Source organism: Sphingomonas sp. P3_C6, from assembly GCF_056402595.1.
The window spans coordinates 19,269-37,994 of sequence record NZ_JBFUHB010000034.1 but is presented as its reverse complement, the minus strand read 5'-3'; the positions used below and the strand labels follow the sequence as shown (position 1 = coordinate 37,994).

The 18,726-nt window shown below is 65.9% G+C and carries 12 protein-coding genes and 1 tRNA gene; 5 read left to right on the top strand and 8 right to left on the bottom strand.

The features are described 5' to 3' along the window. Nucleotides 1–38: 38 nt before the first annotated feature. From AC1DT7_RS21755 to AC1DT7_RS21730, 6 genes are read right to left on the bottom strand one after another with little or no spacing between them, the layout of a single operon-like run. Entirely contained in the window at nt 39–3,068 is a 3,030-nt protein-coding gene (locus AC1DT7_RS21755) for an efflux RND transporter permease subunit (RefSeq protein WP_478038272.1), read from the bottom strand. Next, nucleotides 3,065–4,081 carry an efflux RND transporter periplasmic adaptor subunit gene (locus AC1DT7_RS21750; RefSeq protein ID WP_478038271.1) on the bottom strand — a complete coding sequence of 339 codons (1,017 nt, stop codon included), beginning with the start codon at nt 4,079–4,081 and terminating at the stop codon, nt 3,065–3,067. Before AC1DT7_RS21750 ends, AC1DT7_RS21755 begins: the two co-directional genes overlap by 4 nt. Then, complete coding sequence (locus tag AC1DT7_RS21745) at nt 4,078–5,415, bottom strand: TolC family protein (RefSeq protein WP_478038270.1); 1,338 nt, start codon at nt 5,413–5,415, stop codon at nt 4,078–4,080. The genes AC1DT7_RS21750 and AC1DT7_RS21745 overlap by 4 nt, the downstream gene beginning before the upstream one ends. Then, entirely contained in the window at nt 5,415–6,737 is a 1,323-nt protein-coding gene (locus AC1DT7_RS21740; protein WP_478038269.1) for a sensor histidine kinase, read from the bottom strand. Before AC1DT7_RS21740 ends, AC1DT7_RS21745 begins: the two co-directional genes overlap by 1 nt. After that, nucleotides 6,730–7,407, bottom strand: a complete 678-nt coding sequence (locus AC1DT7_RS21735) for a response regulator transcription factor (protein WP_478038268.1) — start codon at nt 7,405–7,407, stop codon at nt 6,730–6,732. Before AC1DT7_RS21735 ends, AC1DT7_RS21740 begins: the two co-directional genes overlap by 8 nt. 7 nt (nt 7,408–7,414) lie before the next feature. Next, nucleotides 7,415–7,690, bottom strand: coding sequence for a PepSY domain-containing protein (locus AC1DT7_RS21730; protein WP_478038267.1), 276 nt, complete (start codon nt 7,688–7,690; stop codon nt 7,415–7,417). Between the two features lie 235 nt (nt 7,691–7,925). Between AC1DT7_RS21730 and AC1DT7_RS21725 the strand changes: the two genes are divergently transcribed. From AC1DT7_RS21725 to AC1DT7_RS21705, 5 genes are all read left to right on the top strand, one after another. Next, nucleotides 7,926–8,930, top strand: coding sequence for a YncE family protein (locus AC1DT7_RS21725; RefSeq protein ID WP_478038266.1), 1,005 nt, complete (start codon nt 7,926–7,928; stop codon nt 8,928–8,930). A gap of 123 nt (nt 8,931–9,053) precedes the next feature. After that, nucleotides 9,054–11,639, top strand: coding sequence for a TonB-dependent receptor (locus tag AC1DT7_RS21720; protein WP_478038265.1), 2,586 nt, complete (start codon nt 9,054–9,056; stop codon nt 11,637–11,639). A 19-nt stretch (nt 11,640–11,658) separates the two neighbouring features. After that, nucleotides 11,659–12,612 (top strand): purple acid phosphatase family protein, encoded by a 954-nt coding sequence (locus AC1DT7_RS21715; RefSeq protein ID WP_478038264.1) that lies wholly within the window; start codon nt 11,659–11,661, stop codon nt 12,610–12,612. Nucleotides 12,613–12,746: 134 nt separating this feature from the next. Beyond that, on the top strand, nt 12,747–14,411 hold the full coding sequence (locus tag AC1DT7_RS21710; protein ID WP_478038263.1) for a phosphatase PAP2 family protein: 1,665 nt from the start codon (nt 12,747–12,749) through the stop codon (nt 14,409–14,411). A gap of 25 nt (nt 14,412–14,436) precedes the next feature. Next, complete coding sequence (locus AC1DT7_RS21705; RefSeq protein WP_478038262.1) at nt 14,437–16,932, top strand: TonB-dependent receptor; 2,496 nt, start codon at nt 14,437–14,439, stop codon at nt 16,930–16,932. A gap of 385 nt (nt 16,933–17,317) precedes the next feature. Here AC1DT7_RS21705 and AC1DT7_RS21700 read toward each other — a convergent pair whose 3' ends face one another. Further along, nucleotides 17,318–18,478, bottom strand: coding sequence for a tyrosine-type recombinase/integrase (locus tag AC1DT7_RS21700; protein ID WP_478038261.1), 1,161 nt, complete (start codon nt 18,476–18,478; stop codon nt 17,318–17,320). Nucleotides 18,479–18,631: 153 nt separating this feature from the next. Beyond that, a tRNA-Thr gene (locus AC1DT7_RS21695) sits at nt 18,632–18,707 on the bottom strand. Nucleotides 18,708–18,726: the final 19 nt, after the last annotated feature.

The window sequence follows — 18,726 nt, the reverse complement described above, 5'->3', positions numbered from 1 at the left end:
AATGCACAACTGTACGAGTGCGCAGGTAGGTTCGAAGGCTAGCGGGAGACGGCCTGCCGCTTTCGCGACAGCAGGATCAGCGCCGGCAAGAACACCAGCACCAACGGCACCGCAGCGGTCAGGCCGAAGATGATCGCGGTGGCGAGCGGGCGCTGCAGCCCCGCGCCGCGCGACAGGCCGAGCGCGAGCGGCGCCAACGTCAGCGCGGCGATCAGCGCCGACATCAAAATCGGGCGCAGGCGCTTGCGGCCGGCTTCACGCAGGGCGTCGATACCGATCACGGTGTCGCGCGGCAATTCGGCGAGGAAGAAGATCACCAGTTCAGTGACCATGCCGACCACCATCGTCAGCCCCATCAGCGCCGAGATGTCGAGTTCGATGCCGCTAATCCACAAGCCGACCAGCACCATCGCTGCCGACAGCAGCACAGTGACGATCGCCGCCAGCGTCCAGGCAAGCCGCCCGAACAGGAAGGTCAGCAACAGCGCGCTCAGCAGCAGCGCCGCGAGGAACACCACGGTGAGGTCGGCAAAGCTCTGCTGCTGCTGCGCGAAGAGGCCGCCATAGTCGACGCGCACTGAGGCCGGCAGGTGCAAACCTCTGACGGCCGCCTGTACGTCCTTCATGCCTGAACCGAGATCGCGCCCCTCGAGCCGGGCCGTGACGGCGATGAAGGGGGCGAGATCCTCGCGGGTAATCTGAGTCTGGCCCGGCGTGACGGTGACAGTCGCGATCTGCCCGAGCCGAACGAGATGCCCGTCAGGCGCGGTCAGCGGGAGACGCACCAGCGCGTCGGCGCGGGTACGCAGCTCTGCTGGCGCGCGGACGCGGGCGGCGACAAGTTGCTCGCCGATGCGGAGCTGGGTCGACTGCGTGCCGGCCACCAGCGCCTCGACCTGAGTCGAGATCGCATCGGGGTCGAGGCCCTGCTGCAGCGCCGCGGCGGGATCGACCTTCACCGTCAGCGCATCGCCCGCAACGCGCAGACCATCGACCACCTCGACGATGCCGGTGATCTTGCCGATCGTATCGCCGACGCGCTTGGCCGAATCCGCCAGCAGCTTGGGATCATCCCCGAACAGCTTGACCTCGACCGGTTGCGGCACCGCCGTCAGATCGCCGATTAGGTCCTCCATCAGCTGCGCGGTTTCGACTTCGAGGCCGGGGACCTTGGCCTGCACCTCACTGCGAATCTCGGCCATGACCTCGTCGAGCGGCCGGCGCGATCCGTTCTTCAGGCGGATGAAATAATCGCCCTCGTCCGCCTCGGTCAGGCCGCCGCCGAGCTGGACACCGGTTCGCCTGGAATAGCTCGCGACCTCCGGGGTGGCGGTGATGATCTGCTCGACTTGGCGCAGCAGCCGGTCGGTATCGCCGAGCGCCGCACCCGACTGTGCTCTGTAGTCGAGGATGAAGCCGCCCTCGTCCATCGCCGGCATGAATCCCGACGGCACGTGGTTCCACGCCGCATAACCGAGCACCGCCAGCCCAATGCCGACCAGCGCGACGAATAGGCCGGGACGCGCCAGCGCGCGGTCCGCCGCCTTGCCGTTCCAGCGTTCGAGCCGCTGCTGGAAACCGCCCGCCTTCTCGGCCGCCTCGACATCTTTCGCGCGCACCCAGCGCTCGGCCAGCAGCGGCAGGACGAGGCGCGCGAATAGCAGCGACAGCCCGAGCGCGGCGACCATCGTCAGCGCCAGCGCCTTGAAAAAGCCGCCGGTCACGCCGCTGACGAAGGCGAGCGGCATGAACACCACGATCGTCGCGGCGGTCGATCCGATTAGCGGTTTGGACATCTCGGCGGCAGCCTTGCCGACCGCCTTCTCGCCTTCCTGCAACCGGCGCATGATGTGTTCGAGCATCACCACCGCATCGTCGACAACGAGTCCGACCGCCGCCGCCATCCCGCCGAGCGTCATCATGTTGAAGCTCATGCCGAAGGCGAACAGGACAAGACATGTCGAGGCGAGGACGGCGGGCAGCATTAGCCCGGTGAGGATCATCAACCGCGTCGAGCGCAGGAACAGGAACAGCACGAGCCCCGCCAGCACCGCGCCGATCAGGATCGCGTCGCGCACCGCATTGGCCGCGCCAGTGACCAGTTCCGACTGGTCGTAGAAGGGCGTGACCTTGACGCTCGGCGGCAGGCCAAGGCCGGCGAGGCGCGTATCGACGTCCTGCACGATTCGTACGGTATCGCCGGTCAGCGACTGCCGGACGTTGACCAGCACGGCGTCGCGCCCGCCGGAGGAAACCTTGGTGAAGCTGGGCTGCACGGAAGGATGGATCGTCGCGATCTGGCCGAGCGTCACGATCCCGGCGGCGCTGCCGGTCGCGGCCTTGACCGGCGTTGCAGCGAGATCGGCGATGCTGGCGATGCGGTTCTCGGCCAGCACGAGGTAGAGCCGGTGGCGGTCCTCGAGCTTGCCGACGCCGCGCACCGCATTGGCCTTGCCGACGGTGGCGGCGATCGCGTCGAGCGAGAGACCGAGCGACTGCGCCTTGGCGGGATCGACGTCGATCGCGAGTTCGCGCGGGGAGCCGCCGAGGATGTCGATCCCCGCCACGCCGGGCACGGCGGTCAACGCCGGGCGGACGTTCAGCTCGGCGATCTGGCGAAGGGCATTCTGGTCGAGCGTGTCTGACGTCAGCGCGATGCCGAGCACCGGGAAGATCGTCGGATCGGAGCGGCGCACGTCGAAGCGCGTCCCCGTCGGCAGGTCCGGCAAAGTGGTGGCGAGCGCGGTCTGCGTCGCGAGCGTCGCCGCGACCATGTCCACGCTCCAAGGGAAATCGACCGCGACCTCGGCGGATCCACGGCTGGTGGTCGAGCGCACGCGCGTCACGCCCGGCACGGTGCGCAGCGCGATCTCGATCGGGCGGGTGATTTCGGCCGTCATCTGCTGAGCGTCGCGGTCGCCGGCATCGATCGAGACCACGACGCGCGGGAAATCGATATGCGGGAACAGGCTGACCGGCATCCGCGTCGCCGCGAAGATGCCGCCCGCGATCAGCAGGATCGCCGCCAGCCACAGCGCCTGTGCATTGCGTTGCAGGGCATCCTTCACCGCGTGCGGACCTTCATCCCATCCTCGACGGCGGTGCCGCCTTCGACCACGACCTGCTCGCCGGGCTTGAGGCCCTTCCCAATCGTGACGCGCTCGCCGGTCGCGGGCTCGGTCTCGACATCGCGGCGATGCGCGACGCCACCCGAGACGGCGTAGACATAGGGTTGCCCGGCATCGTCGAGCAGCGCCGCATAGGGAATGGTCAGCGCCGACCCTGTCTGCGTGACCGCGACCGAGCCCGACAGGATTTCACCCGCGCGCAGACCGCTGCCGGCGGGCACCTTGGCATAGACCGAGGCGAGCCTGGTCTGGGCATCGACATTGGTGTTGACCGACTCGATCGGCACCGAGACCGGCGCGCGCGCGGCATTGCCCGCGATCCGAATCGTCATGCCGGGACGCAAAGTCTGGGCGGTGTCGGGATCGACGCCGAAGCGCACGCGCACGTCTCCACTGCGCGTGACAGTGGCGACGGCGGCGGCGGGCTGCAGAAGATCGCCGACCGCGACCGGCACGGTATCGACGGTCCCCGCTGCCGGCGCGCGCAAGGCAAGTCCGCCGACGCGGTCGGCGAAGCTGGCGCGCAGGGCATTGGCGGCGGCGGCGGCGGCGCGTGCGGTCTCGACATCGGCGTCGCTCATCAGCCCGTCACCCCGCATGCGGATCGCGCGGGCGAGCGCCTTGTCGGCGGCGGCGGCATCGCCGGCGGCCTTGGCGGCATCGGCGCGCGTGGTCGGCGACGGCGACAGGCGGACGACGACCTGGCCCTGGCGCACCGTCGTGCCGGCGGGCGCGTCGATCGCGGCGACCTTCGCCTCGGCGGGCGCGACCAGCGACATCTTCGCCGCCGGGCCGGCTTCGGCTGCGCCATAGAGCGCGATGTCCTGCCCGGCCTGTCCTTGCGTGGCGGGGGCGAGCTTGACCAGCGCCACCGGGTCGGCGGCCTTATCCTCGCCGCCGCCCGAGCAGGCGGCGAGCAGCAGCGTTGGCGCGGCGATCCACAGCCGGGTCATTGTGTCCAAGTCTCCCTGAGCGTTCCGGTAAGCAGTTCGAGCGCGATGCCCTGTTCGGCGATCGCCTGTTCGGCCTGGGCGAGCAGGATGCGCTTGTCGCGCAGCGCCTGTTCGGCGGTGTCGGCGGTCGAGCGCGCGAGGTCGCCACGGGTCGCGGCGGTGCGGCTCTTGGCGGCGAAGCGCTCGGCGGCGGGCAGGTCGCGTAGCACGGTGTCGCGCTGCGTTCGCGCGATGCCGATCCCGGCGACGGCGGCGGCGATTTCCGCGCGGGTCTGGAACAGGCGCCCGTCATATTCGGCGCGCAAGGCTCCGCGCGTGGCCTTCTCGGTTGCGATGCCGCCGCGATTGCGGTTCCAGAGCGGTAGCGTGAAATCCACCGCCGGGCCGACGATGAGGTTGCCGGCGGTATCGCGGTTGACGGTCGAGGTCAGTCCGAGCGTTGGAAACTGGTCCATGGTCGCCTTGCGCACCGTCGCCTCCTGCGAGGCATAGCCCGCCTCGAGCGCGCGCAAATCGGTGCGGTTGGCCTGCGCGACGGCGAACAGGAGCGCCGGATCGAGCGGTGCGTCGAATTCGGGCGTAGTCGCGAGGTGCAACTCGGTCGCGGGCGGCAGGCCCAGCAGCTTTGTGAGCTCGAACCTGGCGGTGTTGAGATCGGTGCGCGCGGTCTGCAGCTTGGTCTCCGCGTCGGCGGCGGCGAGGCGCGTGGACTGCACCGGATCGCCCGCTATGTCGCCGCGTCCGGCCGCGCGCAGGTCGCGGTCGAGCAGCGAGCGGGCGCTGTCGCGGCTCGCCTCCGCCAGCGCCAGCGCCTGCGTCAGCGCGACGATCCGCACCGCCTGCAGCCGCGCCGCGCCCGCCGTCTGCCATTCGCTCCAGGCGAGGTCGAGCCGTATCTGATCGGCCGCCGCCTTGGCCGCCGCGACCTGCACGCCGCGCGTCCGCAGCGCGTTGAGATCGAGCGCCAGAGCGCCGACGAGGTCCATCAGCGGATCGGGGCCGGTCAGCACCTTGCTCGCACCAAGGTTCAGCGTCGGGTCGGGCAGCAGTCGCGCCGCGAAGACCTGCGCATCGGCGACCCCCGCACGCTCGCGCAGCGCCTTCAGATCGGGGTTGTTGAGTACCGCCAGCGTCGCCACCGCGTTGCCGTCCAGCGGCGCGGCAAGATCGATCGTTACGGGCTTCAGATAGGGGCGGTCGATCTTCGCTGCCGCAAGCGACAGTGCCTGCACATCAGGCGCCGCCAACATCGGAGGCCGGGGGTCGAGCGGCGCCGGAGCGTAGCTCTGGCACCCTGCCAAGATCAGGCAGGCAAGCGGGAGAAATCTACGCATCATGCGATCCTGGGTATCGTGATCGTCACGCGCAGCCCGGTCGATGCTCCGCCCGTGTCGGCCCCGCCGCCATGCGCCGACGCGACCGCCGCAACCAGGCTGAGGCCGAGGCCGTTGCCCGGCGTGGTCCGGCTTGCCTCGCCGCGATAGAAGCGCTGCAGTATGGCGGGCAGCTCCGCTGCGGGCACGCCGGGGCCGTCATCCTCCACCGAAATCCTCGCCTGCGCCGCGTCCGCCGCCAGCGTGAGCATCACGCGCGTATCCATGGGCGTGTGGACGCGTGCATTGTCGAGCAGATTGGCGATCGCTTGCGCCAGCAATTCGCGGTCGCCCCACACCATGACGCCGCGTTCGACCTTCCACGCCAAATGGTGGCCGCTGTCACTCAATGCCGGCAGGAAGCTGTCGCCCACATCATCGACGAGGGCCGACAGATCGACCCGCGCAAAGCTCTGTTCGAGCCCGCCACCCTCGACCTCGGAGATGCGCAGGATCGAGCTGAACAGGGCTAGCAACGCGTCGCCCTGCTCCAGCGCGCGTTCGGCCGCGCCATCGACCTTGCCGACCTGTTCGAGCTGGCCGCGCAGCCGCAGCAGCGGGGTACGCAGATCGTGTGCGACGTCGCTGGAAACCTGCCGCAGATTGTCCATCAGCCCGGCAATCCGGTCGAGCATCGCGTTGAGCGCGAGCGCGACGGCGTCGAACTCGTCGCCGTAAACGCTGACGGGCATGCGCTTGTCGAGATCACCGCCGACGATCGCGTTCGCGGTGCGGCTGATGACGCCGAGCCGCTGGCGCAGATACCGCCCGAGGAGCAACGCCCCGGCCAGGCCGACCAGCAGGACGACCGCGAAAGCTATCCCGAACAGTTCGAGAATCGTGGCGTCGATGGCCTCGACCGCCTCGGAATCGATCGCCACCACGAGCCGACCACGGCCCGGCAGGTCGAGCGCCTTGGCACGCGCATTGTCCGGGCCCTCCACCGGGTCGCGGAAGACGATCATGCTGAACCCCGGCGCCGGGCGCGTCGTGTCCATCCGTCCGGCGATGCGCTTGCCGGCAGAATCGAACAGCGCATACACGAAAGACTCGGTCGTACTGCCGCGCTCGCGCTCGGCGATCTCGTCTTTCAGTCCCGCCGTTCCGTCCGGCTCTTGCGCGAGATCGGAAAGTTCGGCGGCGATACGCTCGTCGCGTTGATGACGGAACTCCGCGTCGGCGGCGAAATAGACGGCGATGCCCAATACCAGGATCGCCGCGGCGAGGGCCGCGGCGTAGGTAAAGGCAATGCGATAGGCGGCGCTGGAGCGCAGGCTAGCCATCCGCGCGCATCCGGTAACCGGCACCGCGTATCGTCTCGATCGGATCGCCAGCAAAACCCTCGCGCAGCTTGGTGCGCATCCGGCTGAGGTGGCTTTCGACGATGTTGGTCTGCGGGTCGAAGTGGAAACCCCAGACTTCCTCCAGGAACATCGTGCGCGTTACGATCTTGCCGGCGTTGCGCATCAGCAGTCCGAGCAACTGAAATTCGCGCGGCTGGAGATGCACCGGGCGGCCACCGCGCGTCACCTCGCGCCGAAGCACGTCCAGGCCGATGTCACCGACTTCGAGCCGTGTCACGACCTCGTTGATCGGCGGACGCCGCGCGAGGGCATTCAGCCGCGCTACCAGCTCGGCCATGGCGAAAGGCTTGACCAGATAGTCGTCGGCGCCGGCATCGAGGCCATCGACGCGGTCGGCCACGCCACCCTTGGCCGTCAGCACCAGCACGGGGGTGCGGACCGACGCCGCCCGCAAGCGGCGCAGCACGTCGAGTCCTTCGACACGCGGCAGCATGCGGTCGAGCACGATCGCGTCGAAGCTCTCGGTCGCGCCGAGATGCAGCGCATCCTCCCCGTCGGCCACGCGCGTAACCACGTGGCCGAGTTCGCCCAGCCCCTGCTCCACAAAGGCGGCGATGTCCGTATCGTCTTCGGCGAGGAGGATGCGCATCGCTGGCTCAGTCCTTCGCGCCGGGGGTTTCGTACGCGTCCTCGACGATCTTGCCTGACATCGCGTCGACGCCGATCTCGTGGATACGCGCACCTTGCACAATGTCGAAGGAATAGCGCCAGCCGCCCTTTTCATATTCGTAATCCCCGGCTTTCACACGCCCCGGAGCGCGCTTCAGCGCGATCGCGCGGGCGGCCGCCATCGCGATCTTCGGCTTCGGTTTTGCAGGCGCGGCGGCAGCCGGGCGGGAAGCAGCAACAATGGCGATCGTCAGCGCAAGCATCGCAGGTTTCATGATCTCAGATCCTCGAACACGCGATCGGTGCTACCGCATATTCTTCTTGCCGCGCTGTAGATTGGCAGGCCGTGGCACGGCACATCGTTTTTCCCAATGTTTGTTAACGGCGGTAAGCGCCGCCCGTCGGTGCGCGATTGTATTTCGCCAATGTGGGCGCCGGGTGCTGGCGCCGCCGAAATGCGCGGAGCAGAAGGCCCGCGTTCCATGCGAGGAGTTTCGAATGCGCCTGTCCCTGATCGCCCTGTTGGCCGCCGTCGCCGCTCCTGCCCTCTCCGCACCTGCGGCCGCGCCCAGTTATGCCGTGACGGGCAAGATCGCCGGTCCCGACGGATCGTGGGACTATGCGAGAGTTGATCCTGAGACGCATCGGCTCTTCGTCGCGCGCAGCGGATCGGTGACGGTGATCGACCTCGCCGGTGGCGGCGTCTCGTCCTGGGGCGAGATCGCGCGCGGCCATGCCGTCGTACCGCTGCCGGGCAATCGCCTGCTGGTGACGAGCGGCAATGACGGCACTGCGCGCTTCCTCGATGCCACGACCGGTAAGCAGATCGCGAGCGTCGCGGTCGGCAAGAAGGCCGATGCTGCGATCTTCGATGCCGCGAACGCCCGCGTCTTCGTAATGAATGCGGACGGCGGCACCGTCTCGGTGATCGACACCGCCGCGATGCGCGTCACCAAGACGATCACGGTCAAGCCCGCGCTGGAATATGCCGCGCTGGTCGGCGGCACGCTCTTTATTAACGACGAAGATGCGAACGAGCTCGAGATGGTCGACGTGGCGAGCGGCAAGGCCGGCACGCCGATCGCCTTGCCGGGCTGCGAAGGCCCGACCGGGCTCGGCTATGACGAGCGCAGCAATCGCCTGATCAGCGTCTGCGCCAACGGCAAGGCGGTGATCGTCGACGCGAAAACGCGCAAGATCGTCGGCATGGTCGATACCGGCAAAGGCCCCGACGCGGTGATCCTCGATACCGCACGGCGGCTGGCTTTCGTCCCCTGCGGAAAGGACGGCGTCCTCGACATCCTGTCGCTCGACGCCCCCGGCGGCGTAGCGCGCGTCGGCCGCGTCACGACCGAAGTGGGCGCCCGGACCGGCGCGCTCGATCCCGCGACCGGCGCGATCTACTTGCCGACCGCCGCCTTCGCTGCACCCGCCACGCCCGGCGGCCGCCCAACGGCAGTTCCCGGCAGCTTCCACGTGCTGGTCGTAAAGCCGGCGCAATAAGTGTCCGAGATTAAATAACCCCAATGTAGGCCAGCTGGGCAGCGAGAGTCGCCCAACGGTCACAAACCGCGACCATCCACCCGGAACCAGCCGTCCGGGAGCGGCCTCCAAGGGGGAAATCACGTGAGAAATCGCGCGCTGCTGCTCGCCTCGACGATGCTTGTCCTGGCGACATCGACTACCGCTTTTGCCGACACCACATCGTCGCCGGGCGACGACGACACTCGCAAAGACATCATCGTCACGGCCCCGCGCGAAGAGGAGAAAGCGCGCGAGACACAGCGCGATGCGCCGAACCTCATCAACGTCCAGTCGGCGGAAGCGATCGCCAAATATCCCGATTTCAACTCGGCCGAAGCGCTGAGCCGCGTGCCGGGCGTGTCGCTTTCGAGCGATACCGGCGAAGGGCGCTTCGTCGTCATCCGCGGCATCGACGGCAACCTCAACGGCGCGACCTATGGCGGCGTGGTGCTGCTCAACACCAACCCGGCCGGCACCGTCTTCGGCAGCGGCCGCGCGGTCGAGTTCGACACGATTCCGACGGGGGCCATCGACGGTTTTATCGTCAGCAAGACCGGCATGCCCAATCACGATGCCGAAGGGCTCGGCGGCACGATCGAATTGACCCCGCGCTCGGCAGCGCGGATCGAACATGCCTTCATCGATGGCGCGATCGGCTATGGCTACGAACCCGCGCACGATCACACTGGCCCGCTCAACCTCGACCTCGCGGTCGGCGCGCGCTTTGGCGCTGGCAACAAACCCTTCTCCTTCGTGTTGACGGGCTCGTTCCGCAGCGACAAGCGCGGCTTCGACGATCTCGAGGCGGATTATGTCGACGATCCGCGTCTGACGGCTGCCTCCGGCCAGGCCTTCTCGCCGCTGCAGGTCAACAAGGCGCTCGCCGACATCCAGTTGCGGCGCTACGACTATAACCGGCGCCGGTTCGGCTATGGCGGCGAATTCGCTTTCACGCCGAACGACGACACGCAATATTACGTCCGGGCCTCGATCGCGGGCTATGTCGAATCCGTGCTGAAGAACCGGCTCACTTACGACAAGCTGGACGGCTCGCTGAGCGTCAATCCTGCCAACCCGGCCGGGTACGTGACGACGACCGCGATCACGATCAAGGGCACCGATGAGGAAGAGACGCACCGCAACCAAGTGTTCGTGGTCGGCGGACGCAATCGCTTCGGCAACCTCGCGCTCGACTATCACGGCGCATACTCGCGCGCGACCTTCAGCGTCGGGCGCAATTTCGGGACGACCTACACCGGCCCCAAGAACGTACCCTTTGCGATCGACAACATCACCAACGCCGATTTCCCGACCCTCGGCGTGACCAACGGCGTCAACGTCAACGACCCGACACTGTACAAGCTGACCAAGCTCGGCAACTCGACCGAAAAGGCGGTCGACGAGGAATGGTCCGGCGCGATCAACGCCGCGCTCGACACGCACTGGATCGGCAGCGACGACCGCCTGCAGATCGGCGGCGAAGTGCGGCTGCGCACCAAGACCGACACGCCCTTCGCGCAATCGTACACGCTACCGTCGAGCGGACTGCCCGCCCTGAACCCGGCGATCACCGACTATTACCAAGACCATTACAGCAACGGCCCGCAGGTTCCGGCCGGCGCCATTCGCGCACTCGCCGCAACCGCCACCAGTGCTGGCCTTGCCACCGACCTCACCGGCTATTTCAAGGCGGAAGAGGATATTTATGCGGGCTACGCGATGTACACCTTCTCGCTCGGCAAGTTTGGCGGCATCGCCGGCGCGCGTCTCGAGCATACGCAGGCCACTTACACGACTTACACCTTCGATACCGATCCGCTGACCGGCGACGATCTCCCGCCGGCACTGACGGTGCGCAAGCGCAGCTACACCAATGTCTTCCCGACGGTGCAGCTCCGCTATAACCTGACGCCGAGCCTGATCGCGCGCGCGACCTATTCGACCGGCGTCGGACGGCCCGGCTTCAGCCAGATCGCCTCGGCGATCTCGATCGACCGCGACAAGGGCATCATCACGCAGGGCAATCCCGATCTAAGGCCGACCACTGGCAACAATTTCGACCTCTCGATCGAACAGTATCTGCCGCATGGTGGGATCCTGTCGCTCGGCTTCTTCGACAAGGAGTTCGACAATTACATCGTCGCACGCCAGCATATCGGCAGCGACGCGCGACTGACCGATTTTGGCAATCAGGTCGTGTTCGTCACTTACGAAAACGTCGGCGCATCCTTCGCGCGCGGCATAGAAGGCGCGTACGACCAGCATTTCACCTTCCTGCCCAAGCCGTTCGACGGCTTCGGCATCGGCGCCAACGCGACCTATGTGGACAGCGGGATCACCCTCCATGACGGCGGCCGCAGGCAGATCCTGCCCGCCACCTCGAAATGGACGTGGAACGCGGCCGCATATTACGAGGCGCACGGCCTGCAGCTGCGACTGTCGGCGCAATATGTCGGCGCGAACCTGTTCGGCATCGGCGACGGCCCCGCCACTGACGTTTATCAGGATGCGCGCACGACCCTCGACTTCACCTCGTCGCTGGAGGTGCGCAAAGGCATCAAGCTCTATTTCAACGTCAAGAACCTGACGAACGAGCGCTACCGCATCTACGAGGCCGACACGACGCGGCCGATCCAGCGCGAATTCTACGACCAGACCTTCGAAGGCGGCGTGAAGTTCAAATTCTAGACGGAAAGAGATGCCCGCGATGACCGACACAAAGCAAATCACCCGCCGCACCGTCGTCGGCGGCATCGCCGCCGCCGCGGCGATCACTCCTTTCGCGCGCGCCGCCGTCGCCAAACCGACGGGCGGCTTCCTCGTCGTCGGCGATTGGGGCCGGGACGGCGCGCAGCATCAGCGCGACGTGGCGGTGGGGATGGGCAAGGCCGCGCGCGAGCTCGGCAGCCGTTTCATCCTCTCGGTCGGCGACAATTTCTACGAAAGCGGCGTCCAGACCGCGCATGACGCGCAGTGGAAGACATCATTCGAGGATATCTACACCGACGCAGCGCTGCAGGTGCCGTGGTACGTTGCGCTCGGCAATCACGACTATAAGGGCAATCCGCAGGCGCAGATCGACTATGCAGCGACCAGCGCGCGCTGGAAGATGCCGAGCCGCTACTACAAGGTCTCTGGCGATACGGCCGGTCTGCCCGGCGTCGATTTGTTCGCGATCGACACGTCGCCGCTTGTCCACAAATACAGCGAAAAGGCCGAGGCCGCGATCGCCGCGAACGTGACGCAGCAGGATACCGCGGCGCAGCTCGCATGGCTCGACCGCGAGCTCGCCGCGTCGACCGCGCTGATGAAGCTGGTGTTCGGCCATCACACCATTCGCTCTGGCGGCAGCGGACACGGCGAAACGCCGGAGCTCGTCGAGCTGGTCCGACCCATTCTCGTGAAGCACGGCGTGTCGGCCTATATCAACGGCCACGATCACGACCTCCAGCATATCCGCCGCGACGGTCTCGATTACGTGCTGTGCGGCGCGGGTTCGGAGGTGCGCGCCGTCAAGGCGGTCGAAGGCACGCAATTCTGCATCGCAAAATCCGGCTTCGGCGCGTTGAGCCCAGTGCCAGACGGCCTCGCGCTGGAGTTTCGCGATTATATCGGGGCTTCGCTCTATCGCGCCGTCATTCCTCGCCACAAAGCGTCTTGAAGGGTAGCCGACCGGGGACGCGTGGCGCGGGATTACATTTTCCCAATCTCCGAACTGTCGTGGTTTCGCCATCGAAACGTAACATGACTTCCATAGCCGCCGCTTCAGCCGGGAGCGGTAAGGGGTTTTAGAACATGAGAGTCGCATTGATCGTGTCCGCACTCGCGGCCACGTGCGGGGGCGCTTGCGCCCAGGCCGCACCACCTGCAATCGACGTAGACTACCGCATCGTCGGCCGGATTCCCGGACGCGACGGCTCCTGGGATTTCGCGTCGGTCGATACCGTCGGCGGCGCGCTGTACATCGCACGCGGCGAGGCGATCGAACGCGTCGATCTTGCCACGCACAAGGTCGTCGACGCACTCGCGCCCGCGCGCCGAGCGCATTCGGTGCTGGCCATCGACGGCGGCGAGACCGTTTTCGAAACCGATGGCGAAACGGGCCTCGCGCGCTTCGTCTCGGTCAAGGACGGCAAGGTGCTCGCCGAGATCGCCACCGGCGCGAAGCCCGATGCCGCGTTCGTCGATCCGGCGACCGGCCTGATCGCGGTGATGAATGCGGGCGACGGCGACGTGGCGCTCATCGACCCGAAGACCCGCACGCTCGTCGGCAAGATCACCGTCGGCGGCGCGCTCGAATTCGGCGTTGCGGACGGCAAGGGCGGTGGCTTCGTCAACGTCGAGGACGCGAACGCCATCGCTCGCATCGGCTTCAAGTCGAAGCGCCGCACCGGCACGATCGCACTGCCCGGCTGCGACGGTCCGACCGGCCTCGCGCTGGTGGCGAACGGCACGCGGTTGATCTCCGCCTGCGCCAACCATGTCGCCTTGGTGATCGACGCGAAGAGCGGCAAGACACTCACGACGCTGAGGATCGGCGCCGATCCCGACGCCGTACTGGTCGACGAAGCGCGCGGGCTTGCCTTCATCCCCTGCGGCGGCACCGGCACGCTGGTCGCCCTGACAATCGCCGATCCGAACCACATCGCGGTGGCCGGCGTCATCGCAACGCAGCGCGGCGCCAAGACCGGCGCGATCGATCCGCGCGACGGACGCATCTACCTTCCGGCCGCCACGCTCGGTCCGATCGCCAAGGGTGCGAAGCGCGGCCAGCCGGCGCCGGGCAGCTTCACCGTGCTGGTGCTCGCGCCGGCGACGAAGGGCGACAAAACCCTACAGTATCTCGACTCCGCCGCCTTCGAGCCGGCCCGCACGCTGCCGGCACCCGCGCCCAAGGGCTCACCCGCCGAGGCACTCGAACTCAAGCGCATCCATGCGCTGATCGACGGCGCCGACGCCGCCCGCATCGCGCAGGCAAAGGCCGACAGCGACCTGGAAGACCCGTCGATCTTCGACAAGGCGGCGGGTCGCGACCTGAAGGCGCTGCCCAACACCTGGGCCCTCCTCAAGCTTGTACAAGGCGAGACCGATCTCACGGTCGGCCTGAGCAAGAATTTCTTCAACCGCGTCCGGCCATGGGGTGTCGATACGACGATCCACAATTGCGAGAACGAGCCCGGCGCCAAGCCGACGCGCGGCTATCCGAGCGGCCATTCCGGCCTCGGCTATTCGGTCGGCTGGACGCTCGCGCAGTTGCTGCCCGACCGGGCGCCGGCGATCCTCGACCGTGCCCGCGACTATGCCGTCAGTCGCGAGATCTGCGGCGCGCACTACGCGACCGACACGGAGGCGAGCCACGTCGTCGGCACGCTGTCGGCGTGGATGCTCGCAAACGATCCGCGCCTTTCCGGCCTCTACAAAGCCGCCCGCGAAGAACTCGCGACGCCGGCCACCCACTGACATCCAATATCCTGGGGACATCATCATGAAGACCAATCTGCGTGCGGCATTGCTCGTCGCCACCAGCCTGACGGCGTTCGTCTGTTCTACCGTTGCCTACGCCGCAGATGCTCCGGCGCTGGCTCCTGCCGGCGTCGATGACGGACAGACGACCAGCGCCAACAGCGCCGGTCAGGCGAATGACAAGAACTCGCTGACGTCGTCGGATATTATCGTTACGGGTTCGAAGACGGCAGAGAGCGCACCGATCACCGCATCGCTCACCACCACGCAGCCGCAGTCGGCGGTCAGCCGTGACCAGATCGACAATGTCGTGCCCACCGCGGACTTCAACACGCTGATCATGCTCACGCCCGGCGTGTCGATCACCGGCACCGGTAACGGCGCCGGCTTCGGCGAGAGCAAGGCGGTGATCCGCGGCTTCCAGGACGGCGAATATAACGTCACCTACGACTCGATCCCGTTCGCCGACACCAACAACCCGACGCACCACTCGACCGCCTTCTTCCCGTCGAACACGATCGAGACCGTCGTCGTCGATCGCGGCCCCGGCAACGCCAGCCAGCTCGGCCAGGCGACGTACGGCGGCAACCTCAACATGTATTCGCGCGGCGTGCGCGACGAGAAGGGCGGTCAGATCGAAGGGATCATCGGCAATTTCAACAGCTTCATCGGCCGCGCCGAATTTCAGAGCGGCAAGATCGAGAAGCTGGGCGGCACGCGCGTCGTACTGACCGGCCAGTACCTGCAGTCGGATGGCGCCCTCACCTATTCGCCGGTGAATTCGAAGAACCTCTACGGCAAGGCGGTCATCCCGATCGGCTCTAACACGCTCACGCTGATGAGCACCTGGAACCGCAATTTCTACTACCAGTCGGACGTCGCCAAAGGCGCGACCTGCGGCAGCGCGACCGTCTCGGGCACGTCGCGTACGGCGCTGGATGCATCAAGCAATCCTCTCACACAGCTCACCGGTGAGAATTGCGCGGCGACCTCCAACGTCGGCATTTACGGCAGGAACTTCGGCCTGACCAACGATCCGGGCCTTGCGAGCTATTACAAGTTCAACCGCACCGACAAGACCACGGACTTCTCGTACATCCGCCTGCAGAGCGATTTCGGCGGCGGCTTCTCGATGGATAACCGCGCGTACATGTACGGTTACACCAACAACACCTTTTCGGGGAACGGCAGCACCTCGATCAAGGCCGGGACGCCCAATACCTTCGTGCAAAGCCCCGGCACCGTATTCACCGGCTTCTCCGGCGCCGGCACCGCCGCATCGCCGCTTGTCGCCGTCAAGGGTCCGTCGACCGACGTGCTCGGCTACAACAAGCTGAACAAGTACCGGACTTTCGGCTATATCGGTCAGCTCAACTACGACTTCTCACTGGGCAAGATCCGGCTCGGCGGCTGGTACGAATATGCCGTCACCGATCGCCACATCTTCGATCTCGACCGCACCACCGGCGCGCCGAGCTTCAACGAGAAGTTCGCCGACGGCACTGCCGCGAACGCATCCCAGCCCTCCAGTACGCTCGCCAACGTACAGTATCTGCAGCATTCGAACTGGCACCAGTATCAGATCTTCGGCGAGTTCGAATTCCATCCGTTCGAGGGCCTGTCGATCACGCCTGGCCTGAAGTACGTCCACTTCACGCGCGGCGTGAATGCGGTGCTCAACCAGAAGGCGCGCGCGCCGATCGACACCAGCGCGACCTGGACCAAGCTGCTGCCCTTCGCGACGATCAACTGGCAGCCGACGTCGAATTGGTCGTTTTATGGTCAGTATGCGCAGGGCATGTACGTCCCCGACCTGTCGAGCTTCTATTCGACATCCGGCTCGCTCTCGTCCGCGCTCGACGCGCTGAAGCCGCAGACATCGACCAACTACCAGATCGGCACCGTCTGGCACGGCCACAACATCTCGCTCGACGTCGACGGCTATATCATCAACGTCGACAACAAGATCGGCACCTGCACCACGACCGGCTGTGACTCGTCGCTGCTGACCAACATCGGCCAGGTGAAGTACAAGGGCGTGGAAGGCCAGATCAACGTCATGCCGATCCACGGCCTGACATTGTTCGCAAACGGATCGTACAACCAGGCGAAGAGCGTAACGACGGGGGAGCAGATCGCTAAGGCACCGTTCACGACGGCGGCGGCGGGCTTCATCTACCGCAACGGTGGCTTCCGCGTATCGTACAACCACAAATACACGGGCGCGCAATACGCCACCGAGTATAGCGGCAGCCCGGGCTATCGACTCTATCGCATCAAGCCGTACAGCATCGGCGAGTTCGCGATCAGCCAAGACATCGACAAGCGCTTCCAGGTCGGCGTGACGGTATCAAACGTGTTCAACAGCCGCGCCGTCACCGCGATCTCGAACAGTTCGTCAGGTGCGCCTACGACAGTCATCGGCGGCACGAGCTATCAGAGCGGGTACGGCCAGCTCGACCAGTTCAACTACCTTCCGCCGCGCTCATTCCTGGTTGATGCACGTATCAAGTTTTGACGTTCGATGCGGGCGAGAAGCGGCCCGCCTACATGCGGCAGCTTTCAGCGGAATTGAATGGTGGCGCCAATGGCGATTTTTAGGGCGCGTAGCCGACCGTGTGCTTCGAAGTGCCCCCCTGTCGGCAGCTTCCGACAGAACCGGTCATTCACCAGAGCGGATGTGAATGACTGGCTCCGGTGGAAGCACGAACCCGCTGCCCGCGCTGGGCGCCGCTCAATCCAGGCGGGGCGCCCGCGTCATCGCCCTTACATCACCACCAACGCCAATCCCGCGCAGCGGGTTCGTGCTTCCACCAATCTTGACACCCAATGCACTCTGGAAAGACCGTTTCTGGGTTGGGACATACCTCTCAACGACCGGCACTGGCGCGAAGCAGATCTATCTACATCTCGATTCCCAGCCCCCGACTCCGACCTCGGCCAATAACGTCCGCCAGACTCTGCCCAACGCTGCGCCCCGGCATCTCCGGCAAGCCCAACTGCGCTTTCCGATTACGCAGAATTGACTCGACCTGAGGGTCGCGCTCGAGACTCTTCGCCATCGCGCGAAAGCCGTGGCTGGTCATCTCGTCATGCTCAAAGCCCAACCGGCGCAGTGCCGTGTTCAAGGTGTTTTCACAGATCGAACGTTTGGTCGTATGCAAGGCCGGGAACAGAAACTCGCTCGGTCTAGCGAGCGACCGCAGTTCCTGGAGCAGGTAGACCGTCTGACGCGACAACGGCACGGCGTGCGGCTGCTTCATCTTCATGCGCTCGGCCGGGACCCGCCAGACCTTGTCCGCGAAATCGATCTCGCTCCACTTAGCCTGCCGCAATTCGCCGGGCCTGAGGAATACGTGCGGCGCCAGCCGCAAGGCAAAAAGCGTCTCCGGCCGTCCCTTATAATCCTCGATGGCGCGCAACAGGTCTCCGACCTTTGCCGGCTCTACGATCGCGGCGTGATGACTGACCTTCGGTACGGTCAGCGCTCCGCGTAAAATATCGGCTGGATTGCGGTCGGCGCGCAACGTCGCGAAGCCGTATCGAAAGACGCGGCCGGCGAACGCCCGTAGCCTGAGTGCGGTTTCGTGGTGACCGCGCCGCTCAACACGCTTCAGGACATCCAGCAACTCGTGAGGCGTCACCGATGCGATCGGCCGGCTGGCAATGCCGTCCAGCAATTCGAGAAACCAGCGCGCCTTCTTGATGGTGGCAGGCGACTTTCCCTCCCGTTCCATCTTTTGAATGTACTCCTCGGCGACCAGTTTGAAGGTGGTCTTGGCGGCGAGTTCGGCCTCGAGCCGCTTCTGCTGCTTCTCCTGAACGGGATCGATGCCGTCGATGAGTTGCGCGCGCGCCTCATCCCGCTTCTTGCGCGCCTGCTGGAGCGTTACGGTTGGAAATGTGCCAAGCGAGAGCTTTCGCTCGGTGCCGAAGACCTTGAAGCGAAATCTCCACAGAAGCGCACCGGTTGGCTGAACCAATAGGAACAGGCCGTCGGTGTCAGGCACCTTGTAGGGCCGTGCCTGGGGCTTCAACGCGCGAATCTGCACATTCGTAAGCATGGTGGACCACGCCTCCTTGGCTCGTTCGTGGTCCACCGATTCGTGGTCCACTTTGGGTGGACCACCACGGAACATAATGAGATTTCGTGGGACCGCCGAGAGCCAGTTTACCGCAGATTTCTGCGGTTTTCTAGGGGTGTTCTCGTTATGGACTGGTGCCGCTTACAGGACTCGAACCTGTGACCCCCGCATTACGAATGCGATGCTCTACCAACTGAGCTAAAGCGGCATATCCCCGGTGCGGCCCT